Origin of the sequence: Enterobacter sp. BIDMC 29, from assembly GCF_019378755.1 — a bacterium.
GTDB classification, from domain to species: Bacteria; Pseudomonadota; Gammaproteobacteria; order Enterobacterales; family Enterobacteriaceae; genus Enterobacter; species Enterobacter ludwigii.
In genome coordinates, this window is the sequence record NZ_CP080000.1 from 472,615 (window position 1) to 494,201 (window position 21,587).

At 55.0% G+C, this 21,587-nt stretch carries 17 protein-coding genes; 15 read left to right on the plus strand and 2 right to left on the minus strand.

The annotated features are described in order from the left end of the window. Positions 1–3: 3 nt before the first annotated feature. Genes JTA15_RS02140 through nei form a run of 5 tightly spaced genes read left to right on the plus strand, consistent with a single transcriptional unit; the run spans position 4 to position 3,881 of the window. Positions 4–747, plus strand: a complete 744-nt coding sequence (locus JTA15_RS02140; RefSeq protein ID WP_086532787.1) for a type 2 GTP cyclohydrolase I — start codon at positions 4–6, stop codon at positions 745–747. A 14-nt stretch (positions 748–761) separates the two neighbouring features. Next, entirely contained in the window at positions 762–1,418 is a 657-nt protein-coding gene (gene pxpB / locus JTA15_RS02145) for a 5-oxoprolinase subunit PxpB (protein WP_014169163.1), read from the plus strand. Beyond that, entirely contained in the window at positions 1,412–2,344 is a 933-nt protein-coding gene (gene pxpC, locus JTA15_RS02150) for a 5-oxoprolinase subunit PxpC (protein WP_014169164.1), read from the plus strand. The genes pxpB and pxpC overlap by 7 nt, the downstream gene beginning before the upstream one ends. Next, on the plus strand, positions 2,331–3,068 hold the full coding sequence (gene pxpA / locus JTA15_RS02155; protein ID WP_014169165.1) for a 5-oxoprolinase subunit PxpA: 738 nt from the start codon (positions 2,331–2,333) through the stop codon (positions 3,066–3,068). Before pxpC ends, pxpA begins: the two co-directional genes overlap by 14 nt. 21 nt (positions 3,069–3,089) lie before the next feature. After that, positions 3,090–3,881 (plus strand): endonuclease VIII, encoded by a 792-nt coding sequence (nei, locus tag JTA15_RS02160; protein ID WP_181239676.1) that lies wholly within the window; start codon positions 3,090–3,092, stop codon positions 3,879–3,881. Positions 3,882–3,981: 100 nt separating this feature from the next. Here the strand turns inward: nei and JTA15_RS02165 are convergent, their stop codons facing one another. Beyond that, a complete protein-coding gene (locus JTA15_RS02165) occupies positions 3,982–5,265 on the minus strand; it encodes a citrate synthase (RefSeq protein ID WP_014169167.1) in 1,284 nt (427 codons plus the stop codon). A 641-nt stretch (positions 5,266–5,906) separates the two neighbouring features. On the opposite strand from JTA15_RS02165, the gene sdhC reads away from it, so the two are divergent. The 8 genes from sdhC to sucD all read left to right on the plus strand — a co-directional run bounded on the left by sdhC (position 5,907) and on the right by sucD (position 15,552). Further along, positions 5,907–6,311, plus strand: a complete 405-nt coding sequence (gene sdhC, locus JTA15_RS02170; protein WP_025204654.1) for a succinate dehydrogenase cytochrome b556 subunit — start codon at positions 5,907–5,909, stop codon at positions 6,309–6,311. Next, positions 6,305–6,652 carry a succinate dehydrogenase membrane anchor subunit gene (gene sdhD, locus JTA15_RS02175; protein WP_010428702.1) on the plus strand — a complete coding sequence of 116 codons (348 nt, stop codon included), beginning with the start codon at positions 6,305–6,307 and terminating at the stop codon, positions 6,650–6,652. Before sdhC ends, sdhD begins: the two co-directional genes overlap by 7 nt. Continuing rightward, positions 6,652–8,418, plus strand: a complete 1,767-nt coding sequence (sdhA, locus tag JTA15_RS02180) for a succinate dehydrogenase flavoprotein subunit (protein WP_014883036.1) — start codon at positions 6,652–6,654, stop codon at positions 8,416–8,418. The genes sdhD and sdhA overlap by 1 nt, the downstream gene beginning before the upstream one ends. Positions 8,419–8,433: 15 nt before the next feature. Further along, positions 8,434–9,150: a succinate dehydrogenase iron-sulfur subunit SdhB gene (gene sdhB, locus JTA15_RS02185; protein ID WP_014169170.1), complete on the plus strand. Its 717-nt coding sequence runs from the start codon at positions 8,434–8,436 to the stop codon at positions 9,148–9,150. Between the two features lie 226 nt (positions 9,151–9,376). Continuing rightward, positions 9,377–12,184 carry a 2-oxoglutarate dehydrogenase E1 component gene (sucA, locus tag JTA15_RS02190; RefSeq protein ID WP_014169171.1) on the plus strand — a complete coding sequence of 936 codons (2,808 nt, stop codon included), beginning with the start codon at positions 9,377–9,379 and terminating at the stop codon, positions 12,182–12,184. 14 nt (positions 12,185–12,198) lie between these two features. Next, entirely contained in the window at positions 12,199–13,431 is a 1,233-nt protein-coding gene (gene odhB / locus JTA15_RS02195; RefSeq protein ID WP_032677698.1) for a 2-oxoglutarate dehydrogenase complex dihydrolipoyllysine-residue succinyltransferase, read from the plus strand. An 85-nt stretch (positions 13,432–13,516) separates the two neighbouring features. Beyond that, positions 13,517–14,683 carry an ADP-forming succinate--CoA ligase subunit beta gene (gene sucC, locus JTA15_RS02200; protein WP_006809579.1) on the plus strand — a complete coding sequence of 389 codons (1,167 nt, stop codon included), beginning with the start codon at positions 13,517–13,519 and terminating at the stop codon, positions 14,681–14,683. After that, positions 14,683–15,552, plus strand: a complete 870-nt coding sequence (gene sucD, locus JTA15_RS02205; protein ID WP_014169173.1) for a succinate--CoA ligase subunit alpha — start codon at positions 14,683–14,685, stop codon at positions 15,550–15,552. The genes sucC and sucD overlap by 1 nt, the downstream gene beginning before the upstream one ends. An 83-nt stretch (positions 15,553–15,635) precedes the next feature. Here the strand turns inward: sucD and JTA15_RS02210 are convergent, their stop codons facing one another. Next, positions 15,636–16,352, minus strand: a complete 717-nt coding sequence (locus JTA15_RS02210; RefSeq protein WP_219372812.1) for a GntR family transcriptional regulator — start codon at positions 16,350–16,352, stop codon at positions 15,636–15,638. Between the two features lie 169 nt (positions 16,353–16,521). Here JTA15_RS02210 and mngA point away from each other — a divergent pair, with 169 nt between their 5' ends. Next, entirely contained in the window at positions 16,522–18,438 is a 1,917-nt protein-coding gene (mngA, locus tag JTA15_RS02215; protein WP_219372813.1) for a PTS 2-O-a-mannosyl-D-glycerate transporter subunit IIABC, read from the plus strand. A gap of 21 nt (positions 18,439–18,459) precedes the next feature. Further along, positions 18,460–21,096, plus strand: coding sequence for a mannosylglycerate hydrolase (gene mngB / locus JTA15_RS02220; protein ID WP_219372814.1), 2,637 nt, complete (start codon positions 18,460–18,462; stop codon positions 21,094–21,096). The last annotated feature ends 491 nt before the right edge of the window (positions 21,097–21,587 follow it).

Genomic DNA, 21,587 nt, shown 5'->3' on the forward strand with positions numbered 1-21,587 from the left:
ATGATGAAAAACAGCGAACTGGAAAGCCTGATTAACGAAAAACTGAACAGCGCCTCCTTCAGCGATTACGGCCCGAACGGCCTCCAGGTTGAAGGACGCGAAACGGTGCAGAAAATTGTCACTGGCGTGACGGCAAGCCAGGCGCTGCTGGACGAAGCCGTCCGTCAGGAAGCGGATGCCGTTATTGTCCATCACGGTTATTTCTGGAAAAACGAAGCACCGATCATTCGCGGTATGAAGCGAAACCGCCTGAAAACGCTGCTGGCAAATGATATCAACCTGTACGGTTACCATCTGCCGCTGGATGCGCACCCGGAGCTGGGCAATAACGTACAGCTCGCGCAGCTGTTGGGGATTACCGTCATGGGTGAAATTGAGCCGCTGGTGCCCTGGGGAGAGCTGGCCATGCCGGTGCCCGGCCTGGAGCTGGCCTCATGGATTGAAGCGCGTCTGGGACGCCGTCCGCTCTGGTGCGGTGACACCGGTCCGGATACGGTGAAGCGGGTTGCCTGGTGTACTGGTGGTGGTCAGGGCTTTATTGACAGCGCGGCACGCTTTGGTGTCGACGCCTTCATCACTGGAGAAGTGTCCGAGCAGACCGTCCATTCGGCGCGTGAACAAGGTCTGCATTTTTACGCGGCAGGTCACCATGCCACCGAGCGTGGCGGAATTCGCGCCCTCAGTGAATGGCTGACCGAAAATACCGATCTGGATGTCACGTTTATTGATATCCCTAACCCGGCCTGATGAGAGGTATCTGAGTGCAGCGAGCGCGTTGTTATCTTCTGGGGGAAACGGCAGTGGTTCTGGAGCTGGAACCGCCAGTGACCCTTGCCACGCAAAAGCGTATCTGGCGGCTAACGCAGCGCCTGGCCGATGTGCCTGAAGTGGTTGAAGCGATTCCGGGTATGAATAACATCACCGTGGTGCTGCGTAATCCGCATACGCTGGCGCTGGATGCTATTGAACGTTTGCAGCGCTGGTGGGAAGAGAGCGAGGCGCTGGAGCCGGATTCCCGGACAATTGAGATCCCGGTGGTGTATGGCGGCGAGCATGGACCCGATCTTGGCGTAGTGGCGGAACACTGCGGATTAACGGAAAAGCAGGTGGTTGAATTGCACGCCTGCGTTGATTACGTGGTCTGGTTCTTAGGTTTCCAGCCGGGCTTCCCCTATCTGGGGGGGCTCTCACCGCAATTGCATACGCCGCGTCGCGCCGAACCCCGCCTGAGCGTGCCGGCGGGCACGGTGGCTATCGGTGGTGAACAGACCGGCATTTATCCTCTGACGTCACCGGGGGGCTGGCAGCTTATCGGGCATACGTCCAGGCCGTTATTTGAACCAGGGCAGGAGGTTCCCATACTCCTTCGTCCCGGCGATACCCTGCGCTTTATCCCGCAGAAGGAGGGGGTATGTTAACGCTGATTCGCGCCGGGCTTTACACGTCCGTACAGGATGCCGGCCGCTTTGGCATGCGTCAGTCGGGCGTGAGCTACTGTGGTGCGCTGGACAGGCCTGCGCTGGAGATTGCTAACGTGCTGGTGGGCAACCCTGGCAGCACGGCGGCACTCGAAATTACGCTTGGCCAGTGTGTGATTGAATTCGGCGAGGAGACCTGGTTTGCCTTAACCGGGGCCGCTTGTGACGCCGAGCTGGATGGCAAAGCGGTCTGGACAGGCTGGCGGCTGCGGGCGAAAGCCGGGCAGCGTCTGACCCTTAAACGTCCTGTGCACGGCGTGCGAAGCTATCTTGCGGTCGCAGGAGGGATTGATGTGCCAGAGGTTCTGGGTTCATCCAGTACCGATCAGAAAGCCGGCATTGGCGGTCATGAAGGGCGCCTGCTGCGTGACGGCGATCGTCTGGCGGTTAACCCCTCAACGCGCCACTTCTCGACGGCCCAGGGGGTAAAACAGCTGTTATGGACCAACCAAATCCGTGCCTTACCGGGGCCGGAATATCAGGAGTTCGATGAAGTCGCTCAGGAGACGTTCTGGCGTTCGCCGTGGAAGATCAGCCCGCAAAGTAACCGTATGGGATACCGCCTGCAGGGGCAGCCATTGACCCGTACGACAGATCGGGAATTGCTCTCACACGGTTTATTGCCTGGTGTCATTCAGGTGCCGGGTAACGGTCAGCCGATCGTGCTGATGAACGATGCGCAAACCACGGGGGGATACCCGCGTATTGCCTGCATCATTGAAGCAGATCGCTACCATCTGGCGCAAATTCCTCTCGGACAGCCGATTCATTTTGTGCAATGTTCGCTGGAGGAGGCGCTGAAGGCACGCCAGGATCAGCAGCGTTATCTGGAACAACTGGCATGGAGGCTCGATGGCAAAGATTGATTTAAACGCCGATCTGGGTGAGGGCGGAAGTGCCGATGCTGAACTGATGACGCTGGTCTCTTCGGTCAATATTGCCTGCGGGTTTCACGCGGGTGACGCGCAAACCATGCTGGACAGCGTGCGTAATGCGATTAAGCACGGCGTGGCGATAGGGGCACATCCCAGTTTTCCTGACAGGGATAATTTTGGCCGCACGGCAATGGATCTCCCTCCTGAGACGGTGTATGCCCAGACGCTTTATCAAACGGGCGCGCTGGAGGCGATTGTGCGTTCCCAGCAGGGCGTGCTGCGCCATGTGAAACCCCACGGCATGCTCTACAATCAGGCGGCCAAAGATCCGGCTCTCGCGGATGCCATTGCCCGCGCGGTGCGGGACTGCAACCCGCAGCTCATCCTGGTGGGGCTGGCGGGGAGCGAGCTTATTCGCGCGGGACAGCGGCTGGGGTTAACCACCCGTCAGGAAGTTTTTGCTGACAGAGGGTATCAGCCGGACGGCAGCCTGGTTCCCCGTTCACTGCCCGGTGCGCTTATTACCGATGAATCACAGGCGCTGGCGCAAACGCTGGCGATGGTATGTGAGGGCTCGGTAAAGGCAATTGATGGTTCAACGGCCAGAGTCCAGGCGGATACGGTGTGTTTACACGGCGATGGTGAGCATGCGCTGCAGTTTGCACGCCGCTTACGGACGGCCTTTGCGGAGCAGGGTATTCTCGTGAGTGCATGACATAACGATAAGGACAGAAAAATGCCTGAAGGCCCGGAGATCCGCCGTGCAGCGGATAGCCTCGAGGCGGCGATAAAGGGCAAACCGCTGACGGATGTCTGGTTTGCTTTTCCTCAACTGAAACCGTTTGAAACCCAGCTGGTGGGGCAGACGGTGACACACATTGAAACGCGCGGCAAAGCGCTGCTTACGCATTTCTCCCATAACCTGACGTTATATAGCCATAATCAGCTGTACGGCGTTTGGCGCGTGGTGAAGGCAAACGAGCAGCCGCAAACTACCCGCGTGCTGCGCGTCAGGCTACAGACGGCAGACAACGCGATTCTGCTCTACAGCGCATCCGATATCGAAATGTTAACGCCAGAGCAGCTGCTCACTCATCCGTTCCTGCAGCGCGTCGGGCCGGATGTGCTGGATATGAGCCTGACCCCGGGCGAGGTGAAAACCCGTCTGGTGTCACCTCGGTTTCGTAACCGACAGTTTTCCGGACTGTTGCTCGATCAGGCGTTTCTGGCTGGATTAGGAAATTACCTGCGGGTGGAGATCCTCTGGGAGGTGGGCCTGGCGGCGCAGCATAAGGCATCGCAACTCAGTGATGAACAGCTGGAGGCGTTATCCCACACACTGCTGGATATCCCGCGCCTGTCGTACAACACGCGTGGCATGGTGGATGACAACAAGCACCATGGGGCATTGTTCCGCTTTAAGGTGTTTCATCGTGAAGGGAAGGCGTGTGAGCGGTGCGGCGGGTTAATTGCGAAAACCACGCTGTCATCGAGACCGTTTTACTGGTGTCCGCACTGCCAGAAGTAAAATGAAAACGGTAACCCAGGGGGTTACCGTTTTTAATGTCTTCACTCTCTCGGAGTAAGAGAGGGATGGGGTGAGGACATCAGGCCACACCCCGTTAACATCAGCGTTTGATGTCAGACTTAAAATCACGCTGCTCGTAGCCAGTATACAGCTGACGAGGACGGGCGATTTTCATGCCTTCGCTGTGCATTTCGTTCCAGTGCGCAATCCAGCCAACGGTACGTGCCATGGCGAAGATCACGGTGAACATGGAAGACGGAATGCCCATCGCTTTCAGAATAATGCCAGAGTAGAAATCGACGTTCGGGTAGAGTTTCTTCTCGATGAAGTACGGGTCGTTCAGCGCAATGTGCTCAAGCTCCATCGCCACTTCCAGCAGGTCGTCTTTTGTACCCAGCTCTTTCAGCACTTCGTGGCATGTTTCACGCATAACGGTAGCGCGTGGGTCGTAGTTTTTGTACACACGGTGACCGAAGCCCATCAGACGGAAGGAGTCATTCTTGTCTTTCGCGCGACGCACGAATTCAGGAATGTGCTCAACGGAGCTGATCTCTTCCAGCATCTTCAGTGCCGCTTCGTTCGCGCCGCCGTGCGCCGGTCCCCACAGGGAGGCGATACCCGCAGCGATACAGGCGAACGGGTTCGCGCCTGAAGAGCCTGCGGTACGGACGGTGGAGGTGGAGGCGTTCTGTTCGTGGTCAGCGTGCAGGATCAGAATACGGTCCATCGCACGTTCCAGTACCGGGTTCACTTCGTACTCTTCACACGGCGTGGAGAACATCATGCGCAGGAAGTTACCGGCGTAGGAGAGGTCGTTACGTGGATAAACAAACGGCTGGCCGATGGAGTATTTGTAACACATCGCTGCCATTGTCGGCATTTTGGACAGCAGGCGGAACGCCGCGATATCGCGGTGACGTGGATTATTCACGTCCAGCGAGTCGTGGTAGAACGCTGCCAGCGCACCGGTAATACCGCACATCACCGCCATTGGGTGAGAATCACGACGGAAAGCATGGAACAGACGGGTAATCTGCTCATGAATCATGGTGTGACGGGTCACGGTGGTTTTGAATTCATCGTATTGTGCCTGCGTCGGTTTTTCGCCGTTCAGCAGGATGTAGCACACTTCCAGATAGTTGGATTCGGTGGCTAACTGATCGATGGGGAAGCCGCGATGGAGCAGGATACCTTCGTCACCATCAATGAAGGTGATTTTGGATTCGCAAGATGCGGTAGAGGTAAATCCAGGGTCGAAGGTGAATACACCTTTAGAACCCAGCGTACGGATATCAATAACATCCTGACCGAGCGTGCCTTTTAGCACATCCAGTTCAACAGCAGTGTCACCATTTAGGGTGAGCGTTGCCTTTGTATCAGCCATTTACGGTCTCCTTAGCGCCTTATTGCTTAAGACTGCCAATTACCGGATTTGCATTCTGCTGATTTCTCACCGTTACCAGTTTGTTATTTGGCTTACCGCTCAGCTCACGAGGAGAAACCAGGGTACAGAGCTATGGCGCCTTGCAGGTAAAAACATGAAAAATCAGTGAAACAACAGCAAATCAGTGTCTTCGCAGTCCGAATTATTCAAACCTGTATATCACTAATAACTGTCCTGATAACTTCGGTCAATACCATCACACTGTTACATAACTATTTGTCAGGTGAAAGTGAGACCTCATAACTTTTGCGCATTATATGCCTTTTCTGATGACGTTTGTAACAATATTGTTTAACATTTGTCAAATCAGATGATTAAAAATTAAAAAGATGTTGTTATCGTGACCCTGATCACTGTTCCAGAGAAAACCCGACAAACTGTATGTAGGTTAATTGTAATGATTTTGTGAACGGCCTATACTGCCGCCAGGTCTCCGGAACACCCTGCAATCCCGAGCCACCCAGCGTTGTAACGTGTCGTTTTAGCATTTGGAAGCAATGTTTTGCATGACGCGCAGTTATAGAAAAGGAACGCTGTCTGACCCGCATCGCAGTCCGGAGGAAGGAAACAATAAGAACAGCATGTGGGCGTTATTCATGATAAGAAATGTGAAAAAACAAAGACCTGTCAATCTGGATCTCAAAACGATCCGGTTCCCTGTAACAGCAATAGCGTCCATTCTGCACCGCGTTTCTGGTGTGATTACGTTTGTGGCGGTCGGCATTCTGCTGTGGTTACTGGGTACCAGCCTCTCTTCTCCTGAAGGATTCCTCCAGGCCTCTGCCATCATGAACAGCTTCTTCGTGAAATTTATCATGTGGGGCATTCTGACTGCGCTGGCGTACCACGTTGTTGTGGGCATTCGTCATATGCTGATGGACTTTGGCTACCTGGAAGAGACTTTCGAAGCCGGTAAACGCTCCGCTAATATTTCATTTGTATTGACTGTCGTGCTTTCACTTCTCGCAGGAGTTCTCGTATGGTAAGCAACGCCTCCGCATTAGGACGCAACGGCGTACATGACTTCATTCTGGTCCGTGCTACCGCCATCGTTCTCACCCTTTATATCATCTATATGATTGGTTTCTTCGCGACCAGCGGCACGCTGACGTGGGAAATCTGGAGTGGGTTCTTCGGATCTGCCTTCACCAAAGTGTTCACCCTGCTGGCTCTGTTCTCCATCCTTATTCATGCCTGGATTGGTATGTGGCAGGTGTTGACCGATTACGTTAAACCACTGGCGATTCGCCTTCCTCTGCAGCTGGTCATTGTCGTTGCACTGGTGGTTTACGTTATTTATGGATTCGTTGTGGTGTGGGGTGTGTAATGAAACTGCCAGTCAGAGAATTTGATGCTGTTGTGATTGGTGCTGGTGGCGCAGGTATGCGTGCAGCACTGCAAATTTCCCAGAGCGGCCAGACCTGTGCGCTGCTCTCTAAAGTCTTCCCGACCCGTTCCCACACTGTCTCCGCGCAGGGCGGTATTACCGTTGCGCTGGGCAATTCCCATGAAGATAACTGGGAATGGCACATGTATGACACGGTCAAAGGTTCCGACTACATCGGCGACCAGGATGCTATCGAATATATGTGTAAGACTGGCCCGGAAGCGATTCTGGAGCTGGACCACATGGGGCTGCCGTTCTCCCGTCTGGAAAATGGCACCATTTATCAGCGTCCGTTTGGCGGCCAGTCGAAAAACTTCGGCGGCGAGCAGGCGGCACGTACCGCAGCTGCGGCTGACCGTACCGGTCACGCACTGCTGCACACGCTGTATCAACAGAACCTGAAAAACCACACGACTATTTTCTCTGAGTGGTACGCGCTGGATCTGGTGAAAAACGCCGATGGCGCCGTTGTGGGTTGTACTGCGCTGTGTATTGAAACCGGTGAAGTGGTCTACTTCAAAGCGCGTGCTACCGTGCTGGCGACCGGCGGTGCAGGCCGTATTTATCAATCTACCACCAACGCCCACATCAACACCGGTGACGGCGTAGGTATGGCTATCCGCGCCGGCGTACCGGTGCAGGATATGGAAATGTGGCAGTTCCACCCAACCGGCATCGCCGGTGCCGGCGTGCTGGTAACAGAAGGCTGCCGTGGTGAAGGGGGTTACCTGCTGAACAAACACGGCGAGCGCTTCATGGAGCGTTATGCCCCGAATGCGAAAGACCTGGCGGGTCGTGACGTGGTGGCGCGTTCCATCATGATCGAAATCCGTGAAGGCCGCGGCTGTGACGGCCCATGGGGTCCACACGCGAAGCTGAAACTCGACCATCTGGGTAAAGAGGTTCTGGAATCACGTCTGCCAGGCATTCTGGAGCTGTCTCGTACCTTCGCGCACGTCGATCCAGTGAAAGAGCCCATCCCGGTAATCCCAACCTGTCACTACATGATGGGCGGTATTCCGACCAAAGTGACCGGCCAGGCGCTGACCGTGAACGAGCAGGGTGAAGACGTTGTTATCCCGGGCCTGTTTGCCGTCGGTGAAATTGCCTGCGTATCCGTACACGGTGCAAACCGTCTGGGCGGGAACTCCCTGCTTGACCTGGTGGTATTTGGTCGTGCGGTAGGTCTGCATCTGCAAGAGTCTATTGCCGAGCAGGGTGCGCTGCGTGATGCCACCGACGATGAAATTGATGCGTCGCTTGAGCGTCTGAACCGCTGGAACGGCAACCGTAATGGTGAAGATCCGGTGGAAATCCGCAAAGCGCTGCAGGAATGTATGCAGCACAACTTCTCGGTATTCCGTGAAGGGGATGCGATGGCCAAAGGTCTTGAGCAGCTGAAAGCGATCCGCGAGCGTCTGAAAAATGCCCGTCTGGACGACACGTCCAGCGAGTTCAATACCCAGCGCGTTGAGTGTCTGGAGCTGGATAACCTGATGGAAACGGCGTTCGCTACCGCGATGTCGGCAAACTTCCGTACCGAGAGCCGTGGCGCGCATAGCCGCTTCGACTTCCCGGATCGTGACGATGAAAACTGGCTGTGCCATTCCCTGTATCTGCCAGAGTCGGAATCCATGACGCGTCGTAGCGTCAATATGGAACCGAAACTGCGTCCGGCGTTCCCGCCGAAGATTCGTACTTACTAATGCGGAGACAGGATAATGAAACTCGAATTCTCAGTTTATCGTTATAACCCGGATGTAGATGATGCTCCGCGTATGCAGGATTACACCCTGGAAGCGGAAGAAGGCCGTGACATGATGCTGCTGGATGCCTTAATCCAGCTGAAAGAAAAAGATCCGACACTGTCGTTCCGTCGCTCATGCCGTGAAGGCGTTTGTGGCTCTGACGGTGTGAACATGAACGGTAAAAATGGTCTGGCCTGCATCACGCCAATTTCAGCGTTGCAGCGCGCGGGCCAGAAAATTGTTATCCGTCCTTTGCCAGGTCTGCCAGTCGTTCGTGATTTGGTGGTAGACATGGGGCAATTCTATGCACAATATGAGAAGATTAAGCCTTACTTATTGAATAATGGGCAAAATCCACCGGCTCGTGAGCACTTACAGTCTCCTGAGCAGCGTGAAAAACTCGATGGTTTGTACGAGTGTATTCTCTGTGCATGTTGCTCGACCTCTTGCCCGTCGTTCTGGTGGAACCCGGACAAGTTTATCGGCCCGGCCGGTCTGCTGGCTGCCTATCGCTTCCTGATCGATAGCCGCGACACCGAAACCGACAGTCGTCTGGAAGGACTGAGTGATGCTTTCAGCGTATTCCGCTGCCATAGCATCATGAACTGCGTCAGTGTATGTCCTAAGGGACTGAACCCGACGCGCGCCATCGGCCATATTAAGTCGATGCTGCTGCAGCGCAGTGCATAAGTAACAGGAGGGGAGCGTTGTTCCCCTCACCCTGACCCTCTCCTGACAGGAGAGGGGATAAAATGTAGGAAACCTCTAAAAACTGCCCCGAGGTGCAGACAGTTTTTAAAGGTTCCTTCGCGAGCCCAAGACAACATAAGAGCTCGCAGGTGAACCCCGGCACGTACGTGTTGTACGTGGTAGTTTCTACGGCGAAAGTAAGCATAAAAATGCTTAAGGGATCACGATGCAGAACGGCGCAATGAAAGCCTGGCTGGACTCTTCTTACCTCTCTGGTTCAAACCAGAGCTGGATAGAACAGCTCTATGAAGACTTCTTAACCGATCCTGACTCAGTGGACGCAAACTGGCGTTCCATGTTCCAGCAGTTACCTGGCACTGGAGTCAAACCGGATCAATTCCATTCCAAAACACGTGATTATTTCCGTCGTCTGGCGAAGGATGCCTCACGTTACTCTTCTGCGATTTCCGACCCTGACACCAATGCGAAGCAGGTTAAAGTCCTGCAGCTTATCAACGCTTATCGCTTCCGTGGTCACCAGCATGCGAATCTCGATCCGCTGGGACTGTGGAAACAAGATCGTGTGGCGGATCTCGATCCGGCGTATCACGATCTGACCGAGGCCGATTTCCAGGAAAGCTTTAACGTAGGTTCCTTTGCCATCGGCAAAGACACGATGAAGTTGGGCGAGCTGATTGACGCGCTCAAGCAAACCTACTGCGGCTCCATCGGCGCGGAATATATGCACATCACCTCTACAGAAGAGAAACGCTGGATCCAGCAGCGCATCGAATCTGTGGCGGGTCACGCGAATTTCTCTGCTGAAGAGAAAAAACGCTTCCTCAGCGAACTGACCGCAGCAGAAGGCCTTGAGCGCTATCTGGGCGCGAAATTCCCGGGTGCGAAACGCTTCTCGCTGGAAGGCGGCGACGCGCTGGTACCTATGCTGAAAGAGCTGATTCGTCACGCGGGCAAAAGCGGTACCCGTGAAGTGGTGCTGGGTATGGCGCACCGCGGTCGTCTGAACGTACTGGTCAACGTGCTGGGTAAAAAACCGCAGGACCTGTTCGACGAATTCGCGGGCAAACATAAAGAGCACCTCGGCACCGGTGACGTGAAGTACCACATGGGCTTCTCGTCTGATATCGAAACCGAAGGCGGTCTGGTTCACCTGGCGCTGGCGTTTAACCCGTCACACCTGGAAATCGTGAGCCCGGTGGTTATCGGTTCTGTGCGTGCGCGTCTGGATCGTCTGGACGAGCCGAGCAGCAACAAAGTTCTGCCAATCACCATTCACGGTGACGCGGCGGTCACAGGGCAGGGCGTGGTTCAGGAAACGCTGAACATGTCCAAGGCGCGTGGTTACGAAGTGGGCGGTACCGTTCGCATTGTTATCAACAACCAGGTGGGCTTCACGACCTCTAACCCACTGGATGCGCGTTCTACCCCGTACTGCACCGACATCGGTAAGATGGTTCAGGCGCCGATCTTCCACGTTAACGCGGATGACCCGGAAGCCGTGGCGTTCGTTACCCGTCTGGCGCTGGACTACCGTAACACCTTCAAACGCGATGTGTTCATCGACCTGTTCTGCTACCGCCGTCATGGCCACAACGAAGCTGACGAGCCAAGTGCAACGCAGCCGCTGATGTATCAGAAAATCAAAAAACACCCGACGCCACGCAAAATCTATGCTGACAAGCTGGAAGGCGACAACGTGACGACGCTGGAAGATGCGACCGAAATGGTCAACCTCTACCGCGACGCGCTGGATGCGGGTGAATGCGTAGTGAAAGAGCTGCGCCCGATGAACATGCACTCCTTTACCTGGTCGCCGTACCTCAACCACGAGTGGGATGAGAGCTACCCGAACAAGGTAGAGATGAAGCGCCTGCAGGAGCTGGCTAAACGCATCAGCACCGTACCAGACGCTATCGAGATGCAGTCTCGCGTAGCGAAAATTTATGCTGACCGTCAATCAATGGCGGCGGGCGAGAAGCTGTTCGACTGGGGCGGGGCGGAAACACTGGCTTACGCAACGCTGGTTGATGAAGGCATTCCTGTTCGTCTGTCCGGTGAAGATGCGGGCCGTGGCACCTTCTTCCACCGTCACGCGGTAGTTCACAACCAGACTAACGGTTCAACCTATACTCCTCTGCAGCATGTCCATAACGGTCAGGGTCAGTTCAAGGTATGGGACTCCGTCCTGTCTGAAGAAGCGGTACTGGCATTCGAATACGGCTACGCCACCGCGGAACCGCGCACCCTGACTATCTGGGAAGCGCAGTTCGGTGACTTCGCCAACGGTGCCCAGGTCGTTATCGACCAGTTCATCTCGTCCGGCGAGCAGAAATGGGGCCGTATGTGTGGCCTGGTGATGCTGCTGCCACACGGTTACGAAGGTCAGGGTCCGGAGCACTCTTCCGCCCGTCTGGAACGTTATCTGCAGCTCTGCGCTGAGCAGAACATGCAGGTCTGCGTGCCGTCCACTCCGGCTCAGGTCTACCACATGCTGCGTCGTCAGGCGCTGCGCGGTATGCGCCGTCCGCTGGTGGTCATGTCGCCAAAATCCCTGCTGCGCCACCCGCTGGCGGTGTCCAGCCTGGACGAACTGGCGAACGGCACCTTCCTGCCTGCCATCGGTGAGGTTGACGAACTGGATCCGCAGGCCGTTAAGCGTGTTGTGATGTGTTCTGGTAAGGTTTATTACGACCTGCTGGAACAGCGCCGTAAGAACGACCAGAAAGATGTCGCCATCGTGCGTATCGAACAGCTTTATCCATTCCCGCACCAGGCGGTGCAGGAAGCGTTGAAACCGTATGCTCACGTGCATGATTTTGTCTGGTGCCAGGAAGAGCCGCTCAACCAGGGCGCCTGGTACTGCAGTCAGCATCATTTCCGTGAAGTCATTCCATTTGGGTCTGCCCTGCGTTATGCAGGTCGCCCGGCCTCCGCCTCTCCGGCGGTAGGGTATATGTCCGTTCACCAGAAGCAGCAACAAGATCTGGTCAATGACGCGCTGAACGTCGATTAATTAAAGGATACATAATGAGTAGCGTAGATATTCTTGTTCCCGACCTGCCTGAGTCCGTAGCAGATGCGACCGTCGCCACCTGGCACAAAAAACCGGGCGATAGCGTTAAGCGCGATGAAGTGCTGGTAGAAATCGAAACTGACAAAGTGGTACTGGAAGTACCGGCTTCAGCGGATGGCATTCTGGATGCAGTCCTGGAAGACGAAGGGACAACCGTAACCTCCCGTCAGATCCTGGGTCGCCTGCGTGAAGGCAACAGCGCGGGCAAAGAGTCCAGCGCGAAGTCTGACGAAAAAGCGTCTACCCCAGCCCAGCGTCAGCAGGCCTCTCTGGAAGAGCAAACTAACGACGCGCTCAGCCCGGCGATCCGTCGCCTGCTGGCCGAGCACAACCTGGATGCGGCTGCCATTAAAGGCACCGGTGTCGGTGGTCGTCTGACCCGTGAAGATATCGAGAAGCACCTGGCGAAAGCCCCTGCTCAGGCAGAAGCTAAAGCGCCAGCAGCGGCAGCGGCAGCGGCGCCGGCAGCACAGCCTGCGCTGGGTGCCCGTAGCGAAAAACGCGTGCCGATGACTCGCCTGCGTAAGCGTGTGGCTGAGCGTCTGCTGGAAGCGAAAAACTCCACCGCGATGCTGACCACCTTCAACGAAGTGAATATGAAGCCAATCATGGACCTGCGTAAGCAGTACGGTGACGCGTTTGAAAAACGTCACGGTATCCGTCTGGGCTTTATGTCCTTCTACGTGAAAGCGGTTGTTGAAGCGCTGAAACGCTACCCGGAAGTTAACGCCTCTATCGATGGCGATGACGTGGTTTATCACAACTACTTCGACGTCAGCATGGCAGTCTCTACGCCACGTGGTCTGGTTACCCCGGTTCTGCGTGATGTCGATACTCTGGGTATGGCTGACATCGAGAAAAAGATTAAAGAGCTGGCTGTAAAAGGTCGCGACGGCAAGCTGACCGTAGACGATCTGACCGGCGGTAACTTCACCATTACCAACGGCGGCGTTTTCGGTTCACTGATGTCTACCCCGATCATCAACCCGCCGCAGAGCGCGATCCTGGGTATGCATGCCATTAAAGATCGTCCAATGGCGGTAGACGGCAAAGTTGAGATCCTGCCAATGATGTATCTGGCACTCTCTTACGATCACCGTCTGATCGACGGCCGCGAGTCCGTGGGCTTCCTGGTTGCCATTAAAGAGCTGCTGGAAGATCCAACGCGTCTGCTGCTGGACGTCTAGTTTTAGCAGTCTTGCCCGGCGGCGCGTTGTCTGCCGGGCCTACAAAAGCACTACCTAACGATTACCTGAAGGATGGATAGAACACATGAACTTACATGAATATCAGGCCAAACAGCTGTTTGCCCGGTATGGCTTACCGGCTCCGGTGGGTTATGCCTGTACTACCCCGCGTGAAGCAGAAGAAGCCGCATCTAAAATCGGTTCCGGCCCTTGGGTAGTTAAGTGTCAGGTTCACGCTGGTGGCCGTGGTAAAGCGGGCGGTGTGAAGGTTGTTAAGAGTAAAGAAGAGATTCGTGCGTTTGCTGAACATTGGCTCGGCAAGCGTCTGGTAACGTACCAGACAGATGCGAACGGTCAGCCTGTCAACCAGATCCTGGTTGAAGCTGCAACTGACATCGCGAAAGAACTGTACCTGGGCGCGGTTGTTGACCGTAGCTCCCGTCGTGTGGTGTTCATGGCGTCTACCGAAGGCGGCGTGGAAATCGAGAAAGTGGCAGAAGAGACGCCGCACCTCATCCACAAAGTGGCGATCGATCCGCTGGCAGGCCCTATGCCTTACCAGGGTCGTGAGCTGGCGTTCAAACTGGGTCTGGAAGGCAAGCTGGTTCAGCAGTTCACCAAGATCTTCATGGGTCTGGCCACCATCTTCCTGGAGCGCGACCTGGCGCTGATCGAGATCAACCCGCTGGTCATCACCACTCAGGGCGACCTGATCTGCCTCGACGGCAAACTGGGCGCTGACGGCAACGCACTGTTCCGCCAGCCGGATCTGCGTGAAATGCGCGACCAGTCTCAGGAAGACCCGCGTGAAGCGCAGGCTGCACAGTGGGAACTGAACTACGTGGCGCTGGATGGCAACATCGGCTGCATGGTTAACGGCGCAGGCCTGGCGATGGGCACCATGGACATCGTTAAGCTGCACGGCGGTGAGCCTGCAAACTTCCTCGACGTGGGCGGTGGCGCAACCAAAGAGCGTGTAACCGAAGCGTTCAAAATCATCCTCTCTGACGACAACGTCAAAGCCGTGCTGGTTAACATCTTCGGCGGTATCGTGCGTTGCGACCTGATCGCAGACGGTATCATCGGTGCGGTAGAAGAAGTGGGTGTTAACGTCCCGGTTGTGGTGCGTCTGGAAGGTAACAACGCTGAACTCGGCGCGAAAAAACTGGCTGACAGCGGCCTGAATATTATTGCAGCGAAAAGTCTGACGGATGCAGCTCAGCAGGTTGTTGCCGCAGTGGAGGGGAAATAATGTCAGTTTTAATTAATAAAGATACCAAGGTTATCTGCCAGGGCTTCACCGGTAGCCAGGGGACTTTCCACTCCGAACAGGCGATTGCCTACGGCACGCAGATGGTTGGCGGCGTAACGCCAGGTAAAGGCGGCACCACGCACCTGGGCCTGCCGGTATTCAACACCGTGCGCGAAGCGGTTGAAGCGACGGGCGCGACCGCGACCGTTATCTACGTTCCGGCTCCGTTCTGCAAAGACTCGATTCTGGAAGCGATTGACGCGGGCATCAAGCTCATCATCACCATCACCGAAGGTATCCCGACGCTGGATATGCTGACCGTGAAAGTGAAGCTGGATGAAGCTGGCGTGCGCATGATCGGCCCGAACTGCCCGGGCGTTATCACCCCAGGCGAATGCAAAATCGGCATCATGCCGGGTCACATTCACAAACCGGGTAAAGTGGGTATCGTCTCCCGTTCCGGTACGCTGACCTATGAAGCGGTTAAGCAGACTACCGACTACGGTTTCGGCCAGTCCACCTGTGTGGGCATCGGTGGTGACCCCATCCCAGGTTCTAACTTCATTGATATCCTGAAAATGTTCCAGGAAGATCCGCAGACCGAAGCGATCGTGATGATCGGTGAGATCGGCGGTAGCGCAGAAGAAGAAGCGGCTGCGTATATCAAAGAACATGTGACCAAGCCGGTTGTCGGTTATATCGCAGGTGTGACAGCGCCGAAAGGTAAGCGTATGGGTCACGCAGGCGCGATTATCGCAGGTGGTAAAGGTACGGCTGATGAGAAATTCGCCGCGCTGGAAGCCGCAGGCGTGAAAACCGTTCGCAGCCTGGCGGATATCGGCGAAGCACTGAAATCCATCATTAAGTAAATCCTCTCTGCTCCCTGTAAAAGGGAGCGTTGAAGTAATAAGTGTCCGTTTCGACATGGTTGGCCGCTGTAAAGCGGCCTTTTTTAATGCCTGCGTTTCGCGACCAGCGTGAATTTGTAATCGTCGCTGTTAAACACGTTACGGCTGTATTCAAACACCCGCCCATCCTTCAGAAAGCCGCGTGACACCTTTTCCAGTATCGGTTTTGCCGGATCCAGCGCCAGCGCGTCGATCGCCTCCTGAGAGGGCACGATCGGAACCAGTTCCTGTTCACTGCGATCGATAACCATCTTCTTAATCTGTTCGATGTAGTGATATTTGGAATTTTCCATCACCTCCCAGGTGAGGTCGGCGAACATCGTCAGCGGCATCCACGTCTCTTCCAGATTCACCGGTTTTTGCTTAATAAAGCGCACCCGTTTGACATGCCACACTTTGTCATCCGGGCGAATGTTAAGCGTCTCAGCCAGTTTCACATCCGCTTTGATCACTTCGAATGTTTTTACGTCGCTGTGGGTATCGACGTTTCGGTCCGCCAGTTTTTCATAAAAGCCGGTAAGCTGATAAATGTCGTAATTGACGCGCTCCTCTCTCACATAGGAGCCGCTGCCCTGAATGCTCTCGATAATCTGCTCTTCAGTGAGGAGCTTCAGTGCCTGCCTCACCGTGACGCGACTGACGCTAAATGTCTCCTGCAGGCTGGATTCCGTCGGTAACGCATCACCGGGTTTTAACTCACCGGCGGTAATTTTCTCGCGAAGCGCATCCGCTATCTGCCGGTACATCGGTTTATTGCCCATGTCGTCTGCCTTCTAATACCTTTTCACGGAATTATGCCTCCAGCATAGAATTTGTAAATAATACAAATTAAATACAAATTATCGGTTTTAGTGAAAATGATCACATAAAGGTATCAGTTCGTCTGTCACAATCGATCCTGAACAATTCCCCTTGAGTGTGAGGATCCTGATGAACCTGACGACCCTGACCCATCCCGACGCTGTCTGCGTGCAGGCGCAGTACACCAGTCGTGATGAAGCAATACGCCAGCTCACGATGCGGCTGGTGACGCTCGGCAAAATTACCGACGGCAATGCGTTTTTAACCGAAGTCTTTCATCGGGAATCGCTAGGCCCTACCGCACTCGGCGAAGGGCTGGCAGTTCCGCATGGTAAATCAGCGGTGGTGAAAGAGGCGGCTTTTGCCGTAGCCACCCTGCGTGAACCGCTGAGTTGGGAAGGCGTGGATGGCCCGGAAAATGTCGAGCTGATTTTCCTGCTTGCCATTCCGCCGGCTGAAGCTGGCTCAACCCATATCCAGGTGCTGACGGAACTTACTTCTCGTCTGGCGGATGAAACTCTTCGGGCGCGCGTCATGGCGGCTACCACGGCAGCAGCGCTACTCGCCGCGCTGGACGATGCGCCACAGGAAGATGACGTTGTCGCGTTCGTGGATGCGCCAACCATCGTTTGTGTAACTGCATGCCCCGCCGGCATTGCGCATACCTATATGGCAGCTGAGTATCTGGAAAAAGCGGGGCGTAAGCTTGGCGTAAACGTGGTGGTGGAAAAGCAGGGGGCGAACGGTATCGAAGGGCGGTTGACCGCGCAGCACTTACGCACTGCGCAGGCCTGTATCATCGCCGCAGAAGTGGCTCTCAAAGAGAGCGAGCGTTTTCAGGGCATCCCGACGCTGTCCGTGCCGGTCGCGGAACCGCTTCGCCATGCCGAAGCGCTTATTAAGCGAGCGTTGGCCTTACCCCCCGCGGACACGGATCGCCAGGTGCACACCGGCAATGATGTGAGCAAGAGCCTTAAAACGGAGCTTAAGCAGGCCCTGCTCAGCGGTATTTCCTTTGCCGTGCCGCTGATTGTGGCGGGAGGTACGGTGCTGGCCGTTGCGGTATTGCTGGCACAGATGTTGGGATTACAGCATTTGTTTGAGCAAGAGAACTCATGGCTGTGGATGTATCGCAAACTCGGCGGGGGGATGTTAGGCACGTTAATGGTGCCGGTGCTGGCCGCGTATACCGCCTACTCGCTGGCAGATAAACCTGCTCTGGCGCCGGGTTTTGCGGCCGGTCTTGCCGCCAATATGATCGGTTCAGGTTTTTTAGGGGCGATTGCAGGTGGCCTGATTGCCGGCTATCTGATGCGCTGGGTGAAAAACCATATCCGTCTGAGTCAGCGCTATAACGGTTTTTTAACCTATTACCTCTACCCGGTGATTGGCGTGCTGGGCGCGGGCAGCCTGATGCTGTTCGTGATCGGCGAGCCGGTCGCGTGGATCAACACCTCCCTCACGGCATGGCTTAACGGGCTCTCCGGTGCCAATGCGCTGCTACTGGGCACTCTGCTCGGTTTTATGTGCTCGTTCGATTTGGGGGGACCGGTCAACAAAGCGGCCTATGCGTTCTGTCTGGGGGCGATGGCCAACGGCGTTTACGGGCCGTATGCCATTTTTGCTTCCGTCAAAATGGTCTCGGCTTTTACCGTCACGGCTTCAACCATGCTGGCACCGCATCTCTTTAAACCGTTTGAAATCGAAACCGGCAAGTCGACGTGGCTGCTGGGCCTTGCGGGGATCACCGAAGGGGCAATTCCGATGGCCATTGAAGATCCGCTGCGGGTGATTGGCTCGTTTGTTGTTGGCTCGATGGCAACAGGGGCGATTATCGGTGCAATGGGCATCGGGTTGTCTACGCCGGGGGCGGGCATCTTCTCTCTCTTTTTACTGCATGACGCGGGGATGGGTGGCGTGATCGCGGCGGCAGGCTGGTTTGGCGCTGCGCTGGGGGGAACGACGCTCTCTACGCTCATCTTACTGTTCTGGCGACGTCAGGGCGTAAAAAAAGGCAAATACCTGACGGAAGACGTCACGCCATAAATTCACTTACAGGAAACGAAGATGAAAGCTGTATCTCGCGTTCATATCACGCCACATATGCACTGGGACCGTGAGTGGTATTTCACCACCGAAGCGTCGCGGATCCTTTTGGTCAATAACATGGAGGAGATCCTGACCCGTCTGGAGCAGGACGAAGAGTATAAATACTACGTTCTTGATGGACAGACCGCGGTACTGGAGGATTACTTCGCCGTCGTGCCGGACAACCGGCCCCGGGTAAAAGCGCTGGTTGAGCGCGGAAAGCTGATTATCGGGCCGTGGTATACCCAGACCGACACCACGATTGTCAGCGGCGAATCGATCGTTCGCAATCTGATGTACGGGATGCGCGACTGCATGGAATTCGGTGAGCCGATGAAAATAGGGTATCTGCCGGATTCGTTTGGCATGTCCGGGCAACTTCCGCATATCTATAACGGCTTTGGTATCACCCGCACGCTGTTCTGGCGCGGATGTTCTGAGCGTCACGGCACCGATAAAACAGAATTTTTATGGCAGAGCGCAGACGGCAGCGAAGTTACGGCGCAGGTACTACCGCTGGGCTACGCGATTGGTAAGTACTTACCGGAGGATGAAGCGGGGCTGCGTAAACGGCTCGATACCTGGCTTACATTGCTGGAGAACGCTTCCGTGACGAAAGAGATTCTGCTGCCTAACGGTCACGACCAGATGCCCCTCCAGCAGAACATTTTCGCGGTGATGGATACCCTTCGAAAGATGTACCCGCAGCGGAAATTTGTGATGAGCCGGTTCGAGGAGGTCTTTGAACATACTGAAGCGCACCGTGACGAACTGGCGACGCTGAAAGGGGAGTTTATCGACGGCAAATACATGCGTGTACACCGGACAATCGGCTCCACACGGATGGACATCAAAATTGCCCACGCCCGCATTGAAAACAAAATCGTGAATATCCTCGAACCGCTGGCGGCGCTCGCCTGGATGCTGGGCTTCGAGTATCACCACGGTTTGCTGGAGAAAATGTGGAAAGAGATCCTCAAGAATCATGCTCACGACAGTATTGGCTGCTGCTGCAGCGACAAAGTGCATCGTGAGATTATGGCCCGGTTTGCGCTCGCTGAAGACATGGCCGATAACCTCACGCGTTTCTCGATGCGCAAGATTGTCGACAATATGCCGCAAAGCGAGGCCGACAAGCTGGTGATGTTCAATCTGATGCCCTGGCCCCGTGAAGAGGTGATTAACACCACCCTTCGTCTGCGCGCGAGCCAGTTCCGGTTGCGGGATGATAAAGGCAATGAGATCCCCTGTTTTATTCGCCGCGCCCGGGAAATAGACCCGGGGCTGATTGACCGGCAAATCGTGCACTATGGTAATTACGATCCGTTTATGGAGTTTGATATCCAAATCTGTCAGATCCTGCCCGCGATGGGATACCGCACGCTTTACATCGAGCCCCAGGTTCCTGAAAAGAGGCTTCCCGCGAGGGCAAAAACGGATGCTCTGCTGGAAAACGCCTTCTGGCAAATTGATATAAATGACGATGGCACGCTGCGCCTGCGTGATAAAGAATCCGGACTTATTTATGACCGCGTACTGGAAATTGAAGAGGGGTCGGATGATGGCGATGAGTACGACTACTCGCCTTCCCGGGAAGAGTGGCGGCTCACTTCAGCGCACGGGCAGCATCATGTTGAGGTGATACAGGAAGCCTGGCAGAGCAGGGCGGTGATCCAGCATCGCATCGCCGTTCCGGCAAACCTGGTCGAGCGGTCGGCCCACCTGCGCAATGGCGCTCTTGCGGTTGAATTTGAGGTTACTCTCAGCCATAACAGCAGGCGTGTAGATGTTGTGGCGCGTCTGGATAATCAGGCTGACGATCACCGGGTCCGCGTGCTTATCCCGACGCCGTTTATGACGGAGCAGGTACTGTCAGATACGCAGTTTGGCTCCATAACGCGCCCGGTTCGCGATGACGCGATGGCTAACTGGCAAGAAGAGGGCTGGAAAGAGGCACCGGTTCCCGTCTGGAATTTACTTAACTACGCCGTGCTGCAGCAGGAACGAAACGGGCTCGCCCTGTTCACAGAAGGGTTACGCGAATTTGAAGTGGTGGGGGAGGCAGAAAAAGCGTTTGCTCTGACCCTTCTACGCGGTGTGGGCGTGCTGGGAAAGGAAGATTTGCTGTTGCGCCCGGGCCGACCGTCCGGCATAAAAATGGCCGTTCCGGACTCGCAGCTTCGGGGCCGGCTCGATTGCCGTTTTAGCCTTCTGAGTTTTAGCGGCTCTCCCGAGAACGCCGGCGTTGCTCAGCAGGCGAAAGCGTGGCTTACCCCCGTCCAGTGTTATAACAAAATCCCCTGGGATGCCATGAAGCTTAACCGTGCGCCGTTCAGCACGCCGGACAGATACAGCCTGCTGACCCTTTCGCCGACAGGCTGTGTTATGAGCGCGATAAAAAAGGCGGAGGATCGGGACGCGCTTATCCTTCGTCTGTTCAATCCGTCGGAATCTGTGTCCTGTGATGCCTCTTTATCGTGGAATCAGGCGCTTAAAGGCTGTTGCGAGACGGATTTAAATGAACAGGTGCTGGCAGGCAGGGGAGAAGAAAAGGGCATTACGGGCCTGTTCAGGCCTGGGCAATCGCGGACTTTTAGCCTGAAAACGGAAAGGTAGCGTCTGAAGTGAACAAAAGGCTGCACGCAGGGCAGCCTTTTTTATTGAATAGTCACATTGAGGTGTTAATTTTAAGCGTGTCGCAGGTAAAATAAATGTAATTATCTGCGGCTGTCGTCGCACAATGGAAAAAAAACGCGCTGACGACTACCTTTATACGTTAACGCGAATGTAAAGATGCGTTGTTCTTCAGCGTTAAAATAAATCACGTCTGTTTATATTCTTTCTTGCTTTTGATAACTCCAAATATCGCGTCGTACACATAGCATTAACAAGGTCTTTACCATTCACACCACATTTAAACATGGTTAACAGAAACGGTGCTTTTTGATTTAAATCAAAGTTTAATCCTTGGAAAAAGGTGTCGAAAGGCGGTAAATTGTCCCCGATCAAAATGGCTGAAAAGTGGTAATTTTGCTATAAATTGATCGCCGTCGAAAAACGTAAATGTGATTCAATAAAAACCTGTTTATTGTAAGGGTTTTGCAGCG

Excerpts from the sequence above, each read along its gene's own strand:
- JTA15_RS02140 (WP_086532787.1), top strand. The coding sequence starts at position 4 with ATGAAAAACAGCGAACTGGAAAGCCTGATTAACGAAAAACTGAACAGC.
- pxpC (WP_014169164.1), top strand. The coding sequence starts at position 1,412 with ATGTTAACGCTGATTCGCGCCGGGCTTTACACGTCCGTACAGGATGCC.
- pxpA (WP_014169165.1), top strand. The coding sequence starts at position 2,331 with ATGGCAAAGATTGATTTAAACGCCGATCTGGGTGAGGGCGGAAGTGCC.
- nei (WP_181239676.1), top strand. The coding sequence starts at position 3,090 with ATGCCTGAAGGCCCGGAGATCCGCCGTGCAGCGGATAGCCTCGAGGCG.
- JTA15_RS02165 (WP_014169167.1), bottom strand. The coding sequence starts at position 5,265 with ATGGCTGATACAAAGGCAACGCTCACCCTAAATGGTGACACTGCTGTT.
- sdhC (WP_025204654.1), top strand. The coding sequence starts at position 5,907 with ATGTGGGCGTTATTCATGATAAGAAATGTGAAAAAACAAAGACCTGTC.
- sdhD (WP_010428702.1), top strand. The coding sequence starts at position 6,305 with ATGGTAAGCAACGCCTCCGCATTAGGACGCAACGGCGTACATGACTTC.
- sdhA (WP_014883036.1), top strand. The coding sequence starts at position 6,652 with ATGAAACTGCCAGTCAGAGAATTTGATGCTGTTGTGATTGGTGCTGGT.
- sdhB (WP_014169170.1), top strand. The coding sequence starts at position 8,434 with ATGAAACTCGAATTCTCAGTTTATCGTTATAACCCGGATGTAGATGAT.
- sucA (WP_014169171.1), top strand. The coding sequence starts at position 9,377 with ATGCAGAACGGCGCAATGAAAGCCTGGCTGGACTCTTCTTACCTCTCT.
- odhB (WP_032677698.1), top strand. The coding sequence starts at position 12,199 with ATGAGTAGCGTAGATATTCTTGTTCCCGACCTGCCTGAGTCCGTAGCA.
- sucC (WP_006809579.1), top strand. The coding sequence starts at position 13,517 with ATGAACTTACATGAATATCAGGCCAAACAGCTGTTTGCCCGGTATGGC.
- sucD (WP_014169173.1), top strand. The coding sequence starts at position 14,683 with ATGTCAGTTTTAATTAATAAAGATACCAAGGTTATCTGCCAGGGCTTC.
- JTA15_RS02210 (WP_219372812.1), bottom strand. The coding sequence starts at position 16,352 with ATGGGCAATAAACCGATGTACCGGCAGATAGCGGATGCGCTTCGCGAG.
- mngA (WP_219372813.1), top strand. The coding sequence starts at position 16,522 with ATGAACCTGACGACCCTGACCCATCCCGACGCTGTCTGCGTGCAGGCG.
- mngB (WP_219372814.1), top strand. The coding sequence starts at position 18,460 with ATGAAAGCTGTATCTCGCGTTCATATCACGCCACATATGCACTGGGAC.